Source organism: Petrotoga sp. 9PWA.NaAc.5.4 (assembly GCF_002895485.1).
Taxonomy (GTDB): domain Bacteria; phylum Thermotogota; class Thermotogae; order Petrotogales; family Petrotogaceae; genus AZRK01.
Genome location: NZ_AZRK01000013.1, coordinates 1 through 14799, shown reverse-complemented (window position 1 = coordinate 14799; position 14799 = coordinate 1). Strand labels below are relative to the sequence as shown.

At 31.9% G+C, this 14799-nt stretch carries 14 protein-coding genes; 5 read left to right on the top strand and 9 right to left on the bottom strand.

Annotation, left to right across the window (positions count from 1 at the left end; translation table 11 throughout):
* Nucleotides 1–3 precede the first annotated feature (3 nt).
* The 4 genes from X924_RS05115 to yajC form a co-directional block, all read right to left on the bottom strand.
* The gene (locus X924_RS05115) at nucleotides 4–1113 is read right to left on the bottom strand and encodes an alanyl-tRNA editing protein (protein WP_233186588.1); all 1110 of its coding nucleotides are present in this window, start codon (nucleotides 1111–1113) and stop codon (nucleotides 4–6) included.
* Nucleotides 1114–1203: 90 nt separating this feature from the next.
* Complete coding sequence (gene secF, locus X924_RS05110; RefSeq protein ID WP_121957870.1) at nucleotides 1204–2130, bottom strand: protein translocase subunit SecF; 927 nt, start codon at nucleotides 2128–2130, stop codon at nucleotides 1204–1206.
* Complete coding sequence (gene secD, locus X924_RS05105; RefSeq protein ID WP_121957869.1) at nucleotides 2130–3548, bottom strand: protein translocase subunit SecD; 1419 nt, start codon at nucleotides 3546–3548, stop codon at nucleotides 2130–2132. Before secD ends, secF begins: the two co-directional genes overlap by 1 nt.
* 46 nt (nucleotides 3549–3594) lie before the next feature.
* On the bottom strand, nucleotides 3595–4011 hold the full coding sequence (yajC, locus tag X924_RS05100; RefSeq protein ID WP_121957868.1) for a preprotein translocase subunit YajC: 417 nt from the start codon (nucleotides 4009–4011) through the stop codon (nucleotides 3595–3597).
* Between the two features lie 287 nt (nucleotides 4012–4298).
* Between yajC and X924_RS05095 the strand changes: the two genes are divergently transcribed.
* The 5 genes from X924_RS05095 to X924_RS05075 all read left to right on the top strand — a co-directional run bounded on the left by X924_RS05095 (nucleotide 4299) and on the right by X924_RS05075 (nucleotide 8606).
* Nucleotides 4299–4901, top strand: a complete 603-nt coding sequence (locus tag X924_RS05095) for a septum site-determining protein MinC (protein ID WP_121957867.1) — start codon at nucleotides 4299–4301, stop codon at nucleotides 4899–4901.
* A 153-nt stretch (nucleotides 4902–5054) separates the two neighbouring features.
* Nucleotides 5055–6089, top strand: a complete 1035-nt coding sequence (locus X924_RS05090; protein WP_121957866.1) for a M20/M25/M40 family metallo-hydrolase — start codon at nucleotides 5055–5057, stop codon at nucleotides 6087–6089.
* The gene (locus X924_RS05085) at nucleotides 6089–7126 is read left to right on the top strand and encodes a M42 family metallopeptidase (RefSeq protein ID WP_121957865.1); all 1038 of its coding nucleotides are present in this window, start codon (nucleotides 6089–6091) and stop codon (nucleotides 7124–7126) included. The genes X924_RS05090 and X924_RS05085 overlap by 1 nt, the downstream gene beginning before the upstream one ends.
* Before the next feature lie 31 nt (nucleotides 7127–7157).
* Nucleotides 7158–8159 carry a M42 family metallopeptidase gene (locus X924_RS05080; RefSeq protein ID WP_121957864.1) on the top strand — a complete coding sequence of 334 codons (1002 nt, stop codon included), beginning with the start codon at nucleotides 7158–7160 and terminating at the stop codon, nucleotides 8157–8159.
* Nucleotides 8160–8222: 63 nt separating this feature from the next.
* Nucleotides 8223–8606 (top strand): methylglyoxal synthase, encoded by a 384-nt coding sequence (locus X924_RS05075; RefSeq protein WP_121957863.1) that lies wholly within the window; start codon nucleotides 8223–8225, stop codon nucleotides 8604–8606.
* 458 nt (nucleotides 8607–9064) lie between these two features.
* Here X924_RS05075 and X924_RS05070 read toward each other — a convergent pair whose 3' ends face one another.
* The 5 genes from X924_RS05070 to X924_RS05050 all read right to left on the bottom strand — a co-directional run.
* Complete coding sequence (locus tag X924_RS05070) at nucleotides 9065–10522, bottom strand: FGGY family carbohydrate kinase (RefSeq protein ID WP_158245323.1); 1458 nt, start codon at nucleotides 10520–10522, stop codon at nucleotides 9065–9067.
* A gap of 81 nt (nucleotides 10523–10603) precedes the next feature.
* Nucleotides 10604–11524, bottom strand: a complete 921-nt coding sequence (locus X924_RS05065) for a sugar ABC transporter substrate-binding protein (protein ID WP_121957861.1) — start codon at nucleotides 11522–11524, stop codon at nucleotides 10604–10606.
* Nucleotides 11525–11544: 20 nt separating this feature from the next.
* A complete protein-coding gene (locus X924_RS05060) occupies nucleotides 11545–12501 on the bottom strand; it encodes an ABC transporter permease (RefSeq protein ID WP_121957860.1) in 957 nt (318 codons plus the stop codon).
* Nucleotides 12494–13981, bottom strand: a complete 1488-nt coding sequence (locus X924_RS05055; protein WP_121957859.1) for a sugar ABC transporter ATP-binding protein — start codon at nucleotides 13979–13981, stop codon at nucleotides 12494–12496. Before X924_RS05055 ends, X924_RS05060 begins: the two co-directional genes overlap by 8 nt.
* A gap of 4 nt (nucleotides 13982–13985) precedes the next feature.
* Nucleotides 13986–14799, bottom strand: an 814-nt coding sequence (locus tag X924_RS05050; RefSeq protein ID WP_121957858.1) for a BtpA/SgcQ family protein, incomplete at its 5' end; no start/stop codon positions are given.

Sequence of the window (14799 nt, the reverse complement as noted above, 5' to 3'; positions counted from 1 at the left end):
GAATTAAAAGTCGTTTAAAACCTTTATAATATCTTCGACTTTTAATTCCCCTTTTATATTCCCTCTTACTTCACTACCTCCACCTTTTATCTCATTCCCATATTTATTTTTAATTTTTTCAATTAGCTCTTTACAACTAAACGACCTTGAAAAAAATGAAAAGGTGTGATTTTCTTCATCTTCTACTATCAGCATGAATTGATCCAGATCTATAAAATTATTTAAAAAATCTGCTGCTTCGTTTTCTTTTTTAAAATATACTATTTTCTTGTTTCGAATAATAATGGGATTATTCATAAGTTCTTTTGCAACATATTCTCCCGCATATTCAGCTAACTTTTTCAGGTGATTTTTATTTTCTTTATTTTCCTGAATCATAGTTTCAATTTTTCTTTCTAAATCGTTAAGTCCAGAAGTTAATTTTAAAGAAATTCTTTGTAGCATGAGATGTTTTTGATAATAATCTTTTAAAGCTCTTTTACCTGCTAAAAAATATACTCTTGTTAAATCTCCTTTTACCTTCTCAGTATTGATTATTTTTACTAAGTTTATATTGCCCGTATTTTTTACATGGAATCCTCCACAGGCTGATATATCAAAGTCACTTATTTTTATAAGTCTTACTTTACCAATAACTTTTTCACTAAGGGACTTCCTTAATTTAAAATCTTCTAAATCTTCTTTTTCAACCATTATTTCTTCAACATTTAGGCATTGAGATATTATCTCATTTGAAAGATTTTCTGCCTTTTCTAAAATTTCTTCTGATATATTTGTACTATTCAAGTCTATAGTAGAATATTCTTCATCCATTCTAAAACTTTCTGTTTTTAATGAAGCTATATCTTCGAAAGCAGCAGATAATATGTGCTGCGCTGTATGCTGCTGGGAAATATCAAACCTTCTATCTTCATCTATTTCATATTCATATTCACCTATTTTCATTTCTTTATCTAAAACAACATATCCCTCTTTTACTTCCAATATATTAGCTTCGGCTATTTTCCCTCTATCTCCGAGTTGACCTCCTTTTCCATCAGGATAAAAAGGAGAATTTTCTATATCGACATAATATTTATCTTTTTCTTTTTTTATGCCTATTATTTTAACCATACCTTTCAAGTTATACGCCTCCTCATAATCGGTCTAAACTAAAATAGTCCTCTAAAAAATAAGAGGACTATTTTATATTTCTATTTAGTATCATTTATTATATGCTTTTTTCGCCTTTTTATTTTTATTAGATCTGTTCACCATACCTATAACGATAGGGCTTGCGATATATAAAGATGAATATGTTCCTACTATAACTCCTACCGTCATTCCAAAAGCAAAGGGAGCTATTGATCTTCCCCCAATCAGTAACATCAAGAATACAACTATGAAAGTTGTTATAGAAGTATTTAAACTCCTTATTATTACTTCGTTAATACTTTTATTAATCGTATCTTCTATAGGGTTGTTCCTGTTTTTGGCTCTGTTCTCTCTAATTCTATCGTATACAACTATGGTATCGTTTAACGAATAACCTACCAAGGTTAGTAACGCCGCTATAGCTGTTAAATTGATTTCTATGCCAAAAAGAGAATACAAACCTAAAGTTATTATGATATCGTGTGCTAAAGCTATTATTGAACCAAGTGCAAAAGAAAATTGAAATCTAATGGTTATGTAAACTAACAATACAGCCAAGGTTATAATTATTGCATACCACGCATAAGACCTAATCTCAGTGGCGGCATACCCAGAAACATCGTTAAATTGCTCAACTTGTAAACCAGAGTTCGGAAAGATACTCTCTAACCCGTTTATAAATGATTGTTTTTCATTAGATGTTGGAAAAGTATCGCTAACAGTAATGACATAATAGCTTCTGTTATTGGACTCAGTTCCTAAGTCTGTTTTTATAATCCTTGCAGTTGCATACGCTGGGTTTAAACTTTGTAAAGCACTTCTTATTTCATCTATAGTATACTCATTATCAAAAGAAACTATTATTTCACTTCCACCAGATAAATCAACACCTACATTAAACCCTTTGACAAAAAACAAAATTACTGAAAAAATTATTAAAATAAGTGATAAATAAATAAAAAACTTTCTTTTTCCAACAAAATCTAAGTTAGGCATTATTGATCCCCCCGTTGTTCAATAACAATTCCTTTTACATATTTTTCAGGTTTTATAAAATGCGACGTACTCTCCAACATAACTCTTGTAACAACAAGATTTGTAAACATCGCACCTAACACTCCTATAACTAAAGTTATTGCAAAACCTCTAATACTTCCAGATGTAAAGAAATAAAGTACAATTCCAGCTAAAATAGTTGTTAAATTAGCGTCAAATATAGTAGAAAAAACCTTATTAAACCCAAACTTTACAGCAGTTAAAGGGGGTCTCCCTACTCTTAACTCTTCTTTTATTCTTTCATAAATAATTATGTTTCCATCTACTGTTGTTCCAAAAGTTAGTATTATACCAGCTATACCAGGTAAAGTTAAAATAGCTCCCGTCCAACTTAAAACACCCATAAGTAAAAGTGTATTATATATAAGAGCTATATCTGCTATTACTCCCATCCAGCGATAAACTACAATCATATAAATCATGACAATTATCAATCCTATAATACCTGCATTTACTATTGTAGTAACTATATCTCTTCCCAGGGTAGGACCGATAGTTCTTTCTTGAAATTTTATTAAATCAACTGGTAAGTTACCAGATTTTATTAATACAGCTATATTTTGAGCTTCTTGCATACTTTCTATGCCGCTAATTTCTGCTCTTCCTTCTGATATTCTTTCTCTCACAACAGGCGCTATAATGACTTCATTATCCAAAATTATTGCTACTTGTTTATTTATCAAATTGGCTGTAGCAAGTTCAAATTTATTTCTACCTTCGGCATTAAAGGTAAGATTAACTACAAAACCTGCTCCTTGAGGGTTCAACGATGCTCTCGCATCTGTCACGTCCAATCCGGTAATTTGAAAAGGGGTGTTTCCAAATTCAAAAACATTTTTTACTCTATACCAAATGTTCGGATTTCTACTATCTCTTACATAGCTATATAATTCAACTTCCTCTCCGTTCAAGGCAACGATTCTGTTTCTTGGGATTTGTGGAGGAGTCGTTGATTCTATAACTTCAATAACTTCGGCAAAATATAACTTACCTTTACTTCCAATAAGTTCTTCGGCTCTTTGAGTATCAGAGATACCAGGTATTTCAACACGAACTCTCCTTTCTGAACCAGAAACGACTTCTGTTACAATCGCTTCTGTATATCCAGCATTGTCAAGCCTTCTTCTTAAAACTGTTATGACATTATCAATAACTTCTTGACTTTCAACATTCTCAGGAAGATCTAAACTGTATTCTAAAGAGCTCCCGCCTTGAATATCTAAACCAAGATTTATATTTGAAAAATATTTAAATATACTTACATCGTTTTTTGTTTCAGAGAGTGGTAAAAGAATACCTAACACAGCAAAAACAAGAACAACTATACTTAATATTAGTCTTACTTTGCGATTTCTCACCTCTTCCACCCCTTCTATAAATTAAGGTAAAATATTAATAAAAGGCTCACTTTTCTTCCTCGGTGGTTTTACTTTCTTTAGCTTCTGTCTCAGATTCCTCAGCAGATGTTTTAGAAAGTATTCCCGCAATAGCATTTTTTGTAATATCTATTTCTGTTTTTTCCCCCGTTAAAATTCTAATTCTATCGTTTGTAATAGAAATTATTTTTCCTATTATTCCGGAAGAAGTAACAATTTTATCACCCTTCTTTAGACTTGCGACCATTTCCTTATGCTTTTTTTCTTGTCTTCTTTGTGGAAGAAATAGCATAACCCACATTAGAATTATGATAACCAAAAAGAAAAGTATTCCTCCAAAACCTCCGCCACCAGTAGGAACTGCTTGTGCTTGTTCAACAACATTACCGGCATCAGCTGCGCCAGCAGGTCCAAAGTTTATAAAATCAGGTATCCTTTCTAACATAAATGCACCTCCAAAATATTTTCATAAAATTTTAAAAACACAAAAGGGCTTCGCTTTTTAAGCCCTTTCTCAAAATTTTTTATTTTAAAAAATAAAAAATTTTTGAATTGTTAAATCACATGGTTCTTTCTTATTTCCGTTTAATTGTATCATATTTTTATAGTGTCGTCAATTATCATTTTTTTAATAACTATTTATATTATTTTAATTATAAATTGTGTTATTATATATATAGTCTTAACTGATACTTTTTATTGGAGAAAAATTTGTTATTGGGGGGGATTTCAATGGAAGAACCCGTGTATGCTAAGATTATTGATGGTGACATTATTTTTTATTTTTCAAAAGGATACACTCAAAAAGAACTTTTTAATTATTTTAAGAAAGAACTAGTAAAAATGAAAAGTTTTTTTAATATCGGTGATAGCTTTTATGTATATTTTGAAGATGGCTCTCAACATAATCTTTTGAACAATATTATAAAATATGCAAAAAACTTTGAATTAAATGTTGCAGGAGCTTATTTCGGAAAAATTCCCGAAGGAAAAGTTGGAAATAAAGAGCTAAACCTTTCTAGTACTCAAATTTACAGGAAACATTTGAGGTCTGGACAAATCATTCAAAATCCGGGGGACATTATTGTTTTTGGAAATGTAAATCAAGGTGCTGAGGTAAACGCTGGTGGAAGTATAATAATATTCGGAAAAGTATACGGAACTATAAGAGCGGGTTTAACACAGAGAAAAAATGTATTTATCATTGCTTATGAAATGAACTCTCCTTTGGTAGAAATTGCAGGCATTCCTTTTTTTAATTATGAATGGCCAAGAACTCCTATTTCTATAAGAATAGAAGAAGAAAAGGCTTTAGTAGAACCAGTTGAATTGTAGAGTAATTACGAACTTTAGAAATAAGAATTTTTTAAAAATAAACTTTTGAATTTAAAATGGGTTCAGGGCGGAGCACTCTCCCTCTCCCTTGGCTACAAGTAACGAAATTGGAATTTTTGAAGTGAGTATTAGAGTAATAAAAAGGAGGAAAATATGGAAACTAAGACTATTATTAAAAACCTTTCAGATTCTTTTGGAGTTTCTTCTTTTGAGAATAATGTCTTTCCTTTAATTAAAAGATACATAAATAATATAAGTCCCGACTTAAAAATAGAAAAAATAGGCATAGGTAATTTGATTGTCAGATATGGTGAGGGAACTCCTAAAGTTGCCTTTTTTTCTCATGTAGATGAAATAGGGATTATCGTATCAAACATTATAGATGAACACTTTGTTAGAATACATTCAGTTGGAGGCATAGATCCAAGAACCCTTGTAGGAAAAAGAGTTGTTTTCAAAACGGAGAAAAAAGAAAAAATTGGTATAATAGGTTTTTTAGCTCCACATTTACAAAAAAAAGAAGATCAAGAAAAGTCTCCATCTTTAGATGAACTTTTTGTTGATTTTTCTATTTCTGGAGGAACCAAAGACATTACGGTAGGAGATATGGGAGTTATACAAATAAATGCAATAGATTTGGAAGACAATAAAATCGTTGGAAAGTCTATGGATAATAGAGTAGGTGTTTGTGTCCTTATAAAAACTTTAGAATATCTACATAATTTAAAATTTAAGGGCGAAGTTATTTTATCTTTCAATAAAGGAGAAGAAGTTGGCTTAGTTGGCGCTAAAGGTAGTGCTGAATACTTAAAACCAGATTATGCTATTATTGTTGATGTAACTTTTGGTGAAACCATTGCTGAAAATGTTAGTTCTTTTAAATTAGGTGAAGGACCAGTTATTAGTTTAGGAATTCCGGTGACAAAAAGTGTATATGAAGATCTTATTAAAGTTGCAGAAAATAACAATATAAAATATCAAATAGATCCTATCTCAAGAAGAAGTGGGACAGAAGCAGATATCGTACAAATAGTAAGTACAGGAATAAAAACTGGCGTTGTTTCAGTTCCTATATTGAATATGCATTCTCCTAATGAAGTAGTAGACATAAAAGATGTAGAAGAAAGTGCAAGATTATTGTCATTATATGCTCTTAACGTCGGTCTCAAAAGAGGAGATGATGAATAATGAGAACGTATTTAAAAGATTTAACAGAATTACCGGGTATTTCTTCAAGAGAAGAAAAAGTAAGACAATATATCAAATCAAAAGTTGAGAATAAAGTTGATGAAACATATGAAGATAATTTGGGAAATTTAATATGTTTTTTAAAAGGTAAAGACTCTTCAAAAAAGATTATGATAGATGCTCACATGGACGAAGTGGGCTTTATGATAACAAAAATAAACGATGATGGTACTTTTGGAATATCTCCAGTAGGAGGAGTGGATCCAAGAGTCATAAAAAGTCAACGTTTTAAAATAGAAGGGGAAATCCCAGCTATAGTAAATTCGACACCTATTCATTTGGATAAAGATACTTCCAAAGTTATTAAATATGAAAATATCAAAGTTTATGCTGGTTTTTCGAGTAAAGAAGAAGCATCAAAAAAAGTTCGATTGGGTGATATGGTAATTTTTGATACAAATTATTATGAAGAGGAAAATTTTGCTGTTTCAAAAGCATTTGATGACAGAGTAGGATGTTCAATAATGCTTGATATCATAGATTTTTTTTATAATAGTAATGAAAGACCAGTTTATGATATTTATTTTAACTTTGCTACGCAAGAAGAAGTTGGATTAAGAGGAACAGGAGTTGCAGCATCGAGAGTAAAACCAGATGTTGCTATAGTATTAGAAGGTACAACCGCTGGAGATAACCCAGAAAACACACCAGATAAATGGGCCACACATTTGGGAAATGGACCGGTTATAACTTTTATGCATAGTGGTTTAGTTATTAAAAAAGAAATTTTTGATGCAATAGTAGAAACAGCAAAAAAAATAAATATACCCTTTCAATATAAAATGAGAACTGCGGGCGGAACAGACGCTGCTCAATTAGCTAAAACGTTGTATGGAATACCTGCAGGAGTGATTTCTGTTCCTTGTAGATATATACATTCTCCACAATCAATAATGAACTTAAAAGACTATGAAAATACTTTTGAATTAGTAAGAAATTTAATTATCGACACTTATTTTCTAAGTAAAGTTCTTTAAATAGTTAAAATTAAAGTGAGGTGGCAATTTAATGAAAGAATTAATAAAAAATATAACAGAAATATCTGCTCCAAGTGGTAGAGAAACTGCTGTCAGAGAATTCATAAAAAAAGAGATAGAAAATTATGTGGATGAAATAAAAATCGATAAATTAGGAAATTTAATCGCTATAAAAAAAGGAACTTCCAACAAAACTGTATTGTTTGATGCCCATATGGATGAAATAGGTGTAGTAGTTACTCACATACTCGATGGTGGATTTTTAAAAATAGAACAAGTAGGTGGACAAAATCCTCTTAACCTTGTAGGTACAAGGCTTAATTTTAATGGAAGAATAGGGGTAGTTGGTATAGAAGGTGAAACTGAAAAAGAATTGAAAGAAAATTATAAAAATTTATCTTTAGATAATATGTATGTAGATATAGGCGTTGACTCAAAAGAGGATGCAGAAAAAATTGTCCCAATTGGCACCTTCGGAACCTTCTGGGATGGATTTGTTGATTATGGTAGATACTGCGTCTCAAAAGCAATGGATGATAGAATAGGGTGCGCCATTTTAATTGAATCAATTAAAAATATCCATAATATTCATAATGTTATATTTGCTTTTACCGTTCAAGAAGAAGTGGGGTTAGTTGGTTCATTTGTCTCATCTTACGATTACGATGTAGATAGAGCTATTGCAATTGATGTTACGGATTCTCTTGATACTCCTAAGGCATTGAAAAGAATGAGTATGTCCTTAGGTAAAGGACCATGTATAAAAATAAAGGACAATTATTCTGTAAGCGATAGAGAAGTTGTGGAATGGATAAAGAATACCGCTGTTAAAAATGGCATAAAATATCAACTTGAGGTCTTAACTTTTGGTGGCACGAATGCTGCAGGTTACCAAAGGACAAAATCTGGAATTCCAAGCTGTACTATTTCTATACCCACAAGATATATACATTCTCCACATGAGATGGTTTCTTATAATGATGTAGAAAATGTTGTTAAATTGGTTACTAAATTGAGTCAATCAGAATTTTAAAAAACAATTAAAGGGGGAAAATAATCCCCCCATTTTAAGTAAGGAAATAGTAGGGGGAAAAACATGGTTAATGTAGCTTTGATTGCTCATGATAAGAAAAAATTAGATCTTGTAATGTTTGTAAAGGAATGGAAAGACGTTTTCAAACAATGCAAAATATATGCTACTAAAACAACTGGCACAATATTAAAGGAAAAAATCGGTTTAGATATTCAAACTTTTGAATCTGGACCTTTAGGGGGAGACTTACAAATAGGTGCATTAGCTGTTTCCGGAAAAGTAGACTTTGTTATTTTTCTAAGAGACCCTTTAACTGCACAACCCCATGAACCAGATGTTTCTGCAGTTCTTAGAATCTGTGATGTCCACAACATTCCACTTGCCACAAACTTAGCTACGGCAGAAGCAGTTGTGTTAGAAATAGAAAAAAAATTAATAAATAAATAGATTTCAAAAATATATAAATAAACAAAAAAGCCAGAGTAGTCCTGGCTTTTTATTTTCGAAGAGAGTTAGATATTTTGCTGAGGTTGACAGTTACAAAGGTGTAATAATTATAAAATGGTCATAAACAAATGAAAGAAGGGATTTTCAAAAGTGTCGCTACATATCCCTCTTTTTTTATTAATAGCCGTTTTGGTTTTTTTGCATCAAATCTTCAATGTTTCTTTGAATTCTTCATAGGGCGTTATCACTTTCGGAATAGGTATATTCAATATCTTCAATATCCTTTGCCCTAAATTATTTGTATGGGCCTTTACGACAAAACTATGTTGACTTTATTAAATTTCATGTATTCCATCTCTTTCCTTTACGCTTGGTAATTAATATATATTATAATTATATTTTTTTGGAAATTGGGGAAGAATCAATTTATTTGTAGAAAGTTATTATTAATGTTTAAATTATTTATTAAAAGTTTCTATACAAAGATACAATCTTTCGAATTTTTCTAATAAATTAATGTATTCATCGTGTATGGATTCTGAAGGACTAAATATTTTATTTTCGCAAATCTCTCTAGAAATGCAATCCATTTTAAGTATTTTTAGTAAGGATACATCCACTGTCATTGCCATCAGAGCATCTCCAAAGGAGGTATCGATATTCTGATGAATTTTATTAGGAATTCCTGTAATATCTGCTACAATTTGCATCAAAAGATCATTATGGGATAATCCACCAATGCTATGCATTTCATTTGAAACAGAATATTTACTTTTAATTTTCTTAATCATTGATGCTAATTCATACCCAAGGGATTCAAATGAAGCTAAGAAAAGTTCTTCTGCAGTTGTTTTGCTCGTCATTCCATAGAAGGTGACACGAGCTTGTGGATTATCATATGGCGTCCTTGCTCCATCTAAATAAGGATGTATTAATAAACCTGTAGGCCTTTTAAAACCCTTTTGTGTGTCAAAAGGGACTGAGATAGATAATAGATTCCCCATCCATTTTAAAAATCGAGCACCAGAAGAAGTAGCCCCTCCCAAAACTCGCAAATCTTTAAAAGAAGAAAGACTATTTCTAAAACCTTCTATTTTTAAAATGTGATCAGTTAATAATATAAAACTGGTAGTCGAGCCATATGTTGTTACTATTTTTCCAGGAGTGATAACACCACAGGCTATGAGCTCAGCATTAATATCACAAGCGCCGACAAGAACGAAGGTTCCTTTTTTCAATCCCGTTTTTTTTGAAGCTTCATATGAAACTTCTCCCAATACTTCTAAAGGCCATTTTAACGGAGGAAGTTTATTTTCATCAAATCCACAAGATTTAAAAATTTCTGAGGCATAACGAATTTCTTGTAAGTTTATTAGGCCAGCTCCCGAAGCTGTTGGAAAATCCCATGCAGTTTTTCCAGTTAACCAAGAAGAAATAAAATTTGAGCTTTCAAGAAGTAAAGAAGTTTTTTCCCATATTTCTGGTTTATTTTCTTTTAGCCATAGGAATTTGGGAAGAACAGAATGTGTAGTAAAAATTCCTCCCAATAAATCTACAAGATATTTTTTTTCATACATTTTATTCAATCTATCAATTTGTTTTATTGCTCTACTATCAATTCCATATAATATCGCATTATATAAAGGATCTAATTTTTTATTTACAGGCACAAAAGATGCACAGACTGAGCTAATACATATTGATCTGATATTTTGCAAAGGGACTTCCTTATTAATATATTCACATATTTTTATAAATCCTTCCTTCCAACTTTTGTTGGCATCAACTTCAAAAAAACCGGGTTTAGGATTTAAGAGCTCACAAGGGACAGCTTTTTTAACAATTATTCTTCCTTCTTCATTTAAAACGGTTGCTTTCATTGTTGAAGTTCCTACATCCACACCTAGATAAAACATAAGTTTATCACCATCTTTATTGATAAATTTAAAACTAATGATCGGCGGAATGTTTAATATTCCGCCGATCATTTCTCATTATTATGGAAGACTATAATAATCTACTAAAGGTGCATCAAGATAAATAATTTTTCTTGGAGCAGCTTGTTCTATTGACATACCTTTCACAACAATGTCTTCTACTAGTGAAATTGCTTTAGAAGCCATTTCTTCAAAAGGTTGAGCTACAGTAGCCGTCATAGTTTTTTCTTTTATTCTCCGAAAGGTTTCTTGATTTCCATCGGCACTAACAACAATAACATCATTTAAACCATATTCTTGTAAAACGTCACTTGCAGCGTATGCAAGTTGATCGAAAGCACACCATACACCATCTAATTGCTTCCCGTATTTCAAAGCATATGTTTCCATTGCTGATCTTGTATTTTCTACAAAATTTGCGCCTACTGCTAATGTATATTCTGCAAGTACATTTATTTGAGGGTATTCACTAAGTACAACATCTAGCACTTTTCCTCTTTTTCTCGTACCATGGTGGGGCTCAAACTTTATGACAATTATATTTCCTTGGCCTCCTAAAGAATCAACCAAATATGTTGACATCTTAGCACCTATTACAAAATTATCGGCTGTAATATCTGCAACTACTCCATCTACGTAGCCTGAGTCTATAGTTATTATCGGAATACCTGCTTTTATAGCTTTATCAAGTGAGGGTTTGACCTCAAGAGGGTGAGCCATTGCCATAACAATAGCATCAACTTTCATTTGGACAAGGTTTTCTAATTGATTTGCTTGAGTTTCGTAATAACCTTGAGAATTCAAAATTACTGTTTTCCACCCTTTGTCCTTTGCCAATTTATCAAAGGATTCTGCCACTCTTGCTTGCGCTTCTGCAGCAAGATTTGTTGCGATGAATCCGACAGTAATGTCTGATGAAAAACTAAAAATGACAATAAACATAAAAATACTTACAAGAAGCATACCTTTTTTCCAAACCATAACGTCACCTCCTAAATTAATTACTTTCCTAATTTTCTACTTTGAGAAGAAGTTATTGCTACTGCGAGTATTATAATAGAACCTTTGGTTATATCTTGAATATAATATGGTGCTCCTAGCAAAGTCATACCATTATTAAGAAGGCCAATAAGTAAAGCTCCTATGAATGTTCCAAAAGGACTAGCTCTTCCTAGACCTAAAACAGTCATTCCAAGTAAGGAAGTTGCAAAGCCGTCCATTAAAAAACCAGCCCCTCCAGTAGGGGTAGCAGAACCCAATCTTGAAGTTAACAAAATTCCCACAAAAGCTGCTCCAAGAGAGGAAAAAATCATGCCTAAAATTTTATATAGATTTACCGAAATGCCGGCAAGATATGCTGCTGTAGGGTTTTGTCCAGTTGCTTCCATGTATTTTCCGACCTTTGTTCTATTTGTTAATATATGGAAAAAAACAACAACTAAAGCCATTATAATAACTAATGAAGGAATAGGTCCTACACTTCCTCTTCCCAGAGTTAAAAATCCTTTAGGCATAGATCCATACACTGAAACTCCTTTTGTATACATAAAAGCCAAACCTTGAGCAATTATTCCAGTAGCTAGAGTAACTATCATGGCTGAAATGCCAACTTTTGTTATCAAAAGACCATTTGCTAATCCAAAAACAAATCCTATTAATAAGGTTAAGAGAACTGCAGACAAAGGATTAGCTTTATTAACCAACATAGTAGCTACAACAACACTACTTAAACTTGCAACATTTGCAAATGATAAATCTAGTTCGCCAACGATTAAGCACATAGTAAATCCTTCAGAAATGATTGTTAGTAAAGCCATTTGTCGCAAAATATTAATTAAATTTTGAGGATTTGAAAAATTTGGAACAAACAAAGAAAATATAATCAATAAAATTAAAACAGACAAGAGGGTTCCGTACTTTATAAAGAAAGTTCGAAATTTAAGAGCACCTTTATCCATCTATATTCCCTCCTAACATTGCAGATAATAAAGCCTTACTATCAAATGGTTTAGAGAATTCAGAAACAATCTTGAAATCTTTCATTATATATACTCTATTACAAATAGCCGTTAACTCTCTAAGATCTGAACTTATAAACCAAATTCCACAACCATCTTTTGCCAACTTCTGCATGATTAAATATATTTCTCTTTTGCTTTCAACATCGATACCTTGAGTTGGCTCATCAAATATCCATACTTTTGCGTCCTTGCCAAACCATTTACCTAAAGAAACTTTTTGTTGATTTCCACCACTTAGAGTCCATACTTTTTGTTTAAGAGAGAAAATTTTAATAGACAGAGCCTTTACAATATTACTGACATGTTCTTTTATGGTATCGAAATTTAGAAAACCAAAACTACTCATATTATTAAGATGAGGCAAAGATAAGTTTTCACTTACAGATAATTGAACAAGAGTGCCTTCGTTTCTTCTATCTTCAGGTACCATAACTAAGCCCTGATTAATATTGTGTGAAGGTTTTTTTGATTTCAAATTCTGATTACCGAGATAGACAATGCCCTGATCTTTTTTTGTACCTGTAAAAATAGCTTTTGCTAATTCAGTTCTTCCTGAACCTACAAGACCTCCGAAACCAACAATTTCACCAGCTCTTATATGAAAAGAAATGTCTTCTATTCCTTTTTTGATGCAACAATAGTTTTTTACGTTAAGTAAATCTGATCCGATTGTTCTATCTATAATAGGGTATTGATCAGTAAATTCCTTGTCGATCATTAATTCGATTATTTCTTTTTGGGATAATTCCCCTTTTTTAACAGTACATACCATTTTTCCATTTCTCAAAATGCTTATTCTATCGCATAGATTTTCGATTTCTTCCAATCTGTGAGAAATGTAAAGAATAGTTATTCCTTCTTTTTTCAACTGCCTTATGAGATTAAACAAAGTTTCACTTTCTTTCAAACTAAGAGGAGCAGTAGGTTCATCAAAAATCATGATTTTTGGTTTCCTAAAGAGAATCTTAAGAATAGTTATCATCTCTTGTTTTCCACTATTAAGTTGAGATACTGGGGTATTTAAGTCTGCTTCAACGTCATATTTTTTTGCAAAATTCAAAGCTTCTTCCATCATTTCTTTAATTGATAAGAAACCCATTCTACTTTTTTCTTGACCTAAAAAAAGGTTTTGAATACCATTAAAATAAGGAATTAATTCTCTTTCTTGATAAACAACACCTATCAAATTTAAAGAGTCTTTTGGAGAATTAAAGCTTATTTTTTCACCTTTTATATATATTTCACCATGGGTGGGTGGGTATACACCAGATAGAACTTTAACAAGTGTCGATTTACCTGCACCATTTTCTCCAACAAGGCCGTGAATTTCTCCCTCTTCTAAATTAAAATTTACTTTGTCAAGTGCCAATACTCCTGGAAACTCTTTCGTTAAATTTCTTGTAGATAAGATTTCCATAAGTTCAACCCCTTATTCTTTTAACTTCCTTTACAAATGAGCATGCTTTCTCAAAGTCGATTGGCTTAAAAGTATCTCCATCAATTTTTAAACTTGTGCCTACAATTACTCCGTCCCCAATACTGAGCATTTTTTCGACATTTTTTATGTTTACACCTGTACCAATAAATACCGGAATTTCTCCCACTTTCTTTTTTGACTTAATAATATCTTCTTCATTCACAGGAGCTCCAGCAGTTGTACCTGCAAGACAAACTGCATCGGCTAGTCCAAAAAAAATTGCAGCTTTTGCTATATCTCCAATATCTCTTTCTCCCAAAGGTACTGAATGTCCAGATATATTAGCTATTATCTTACTTTTGCCCTTAATTTGTGCCTTGAATCTCTGAAGTTTTCCTGCTTGTGGTTCTACAATTCCCCAGTCTGTTACAAATACCCAAGAAAGGAATGTTCTTACGAAATTAGCATTTACAGCTTCAGCAACAGAAAAAGCTGCTTCAGAATCAGCAAGTACAGATACGCCGAAAGGCAGTCCAACTTTGTTAGAAGTTTCATAAATCAAACGTGAAATTAAGGCTACGTCAAATTTTGATACATTGCTTAAATATGGTCTGTCTCCTTCATTACTGAAGACTAAACCATCGAATCCCGCCTTAGCTAGATTTTGTGCATCTTGTAGAGCATATTTTCTAATTTTTTCTATTCCTCCATCAGAGTCGTAAAGTGGAGTACCTGGAAGCGGTAGAAAATGGACCATTCCTAATACAGGTTTTTCAACATCAAAAACATCTTTTGTCCACATAGATATTTCCTCCTTT

Coding starts and splice junctions, on each gene's coding strand:
- X924_RS05115 (WP_233186588.1), bottom strand. CDS start 1,113: ATGGTTAAAATAATAGGCATAAAAAAAGAAAAAGATAAATATTATGTC.
- secF (WP_121957870.1), bottom strand. CDS start 2,130: ATGCCTAACTTAGATTTTGTTGGAAAAAGAAAGTTTTTTATTTATTTA.
- yajC (WP_121957868.1), bottom strand. CDS start 4,011: ATGTTAGAAAGGATACCTGATTTTATAAACTTTGGACCTGCTGGCGCA.
- X924_RS05095 (WP_121957867.1), top strand. CDS start 4,299: ATGGAAGAACCCGTGTATGCTAAGATTATTGATGGTGACATTATTTTT.
- X924_RS05090 (WP_121957866.1), top strand. CDS start 5,055: ATGGAAACTAAGACTATTATTAAAAACCTTTCAGATTCTTTTGGAGTT.
- X924_RS05085 (WP_121957865.1), top strand. CDS start 6,089: ATGAGAACGTATTTAAAAGATTTAACAGAATTACCGGGTATTTCTTCA.
- X924_RS05080 (WP_121957864.1), top strand. CDS start 7,158: ATGAAAGAATTAATAAAAAATATAACAGAAATATCTGCTCCAAGTGGT.
- X924_RS05075 (WP_121957863.1), top strand. CDS start 8,223: ATGGTTAATGTAGCTTTGATTGCTCATGATAAGAAAAAATTAGATCTT.
- X924_RS05070 (WP_158245323.1), bottom strand. CDS start 10,522: ATGTTTTATCTAGGTGTGGATGTAGGAACTTCAACAATGAAAGCAACC.
- X924_RS05065 (WP_121957861.1), bottom strand. CDS start 11,524: ATGGTTTGGAAAAAAGGTATGCTTCTTGTAAGTATTTTTATGTTTATT.
- X924_RS05060 (WP_121957860.1), bottom strand. CDS start 12,501: ATGGATAAAGGTGCTCTTAAATTTCGAACTTTCTTTATAAAGTACGGA.
- X924_RS05055 (WP_121957859.1), bottom strand. CDS start 13,981: ATGGAAATCTTATCTACAAGAAATTTAACGAAAGAGTTTCCAGGAGTA.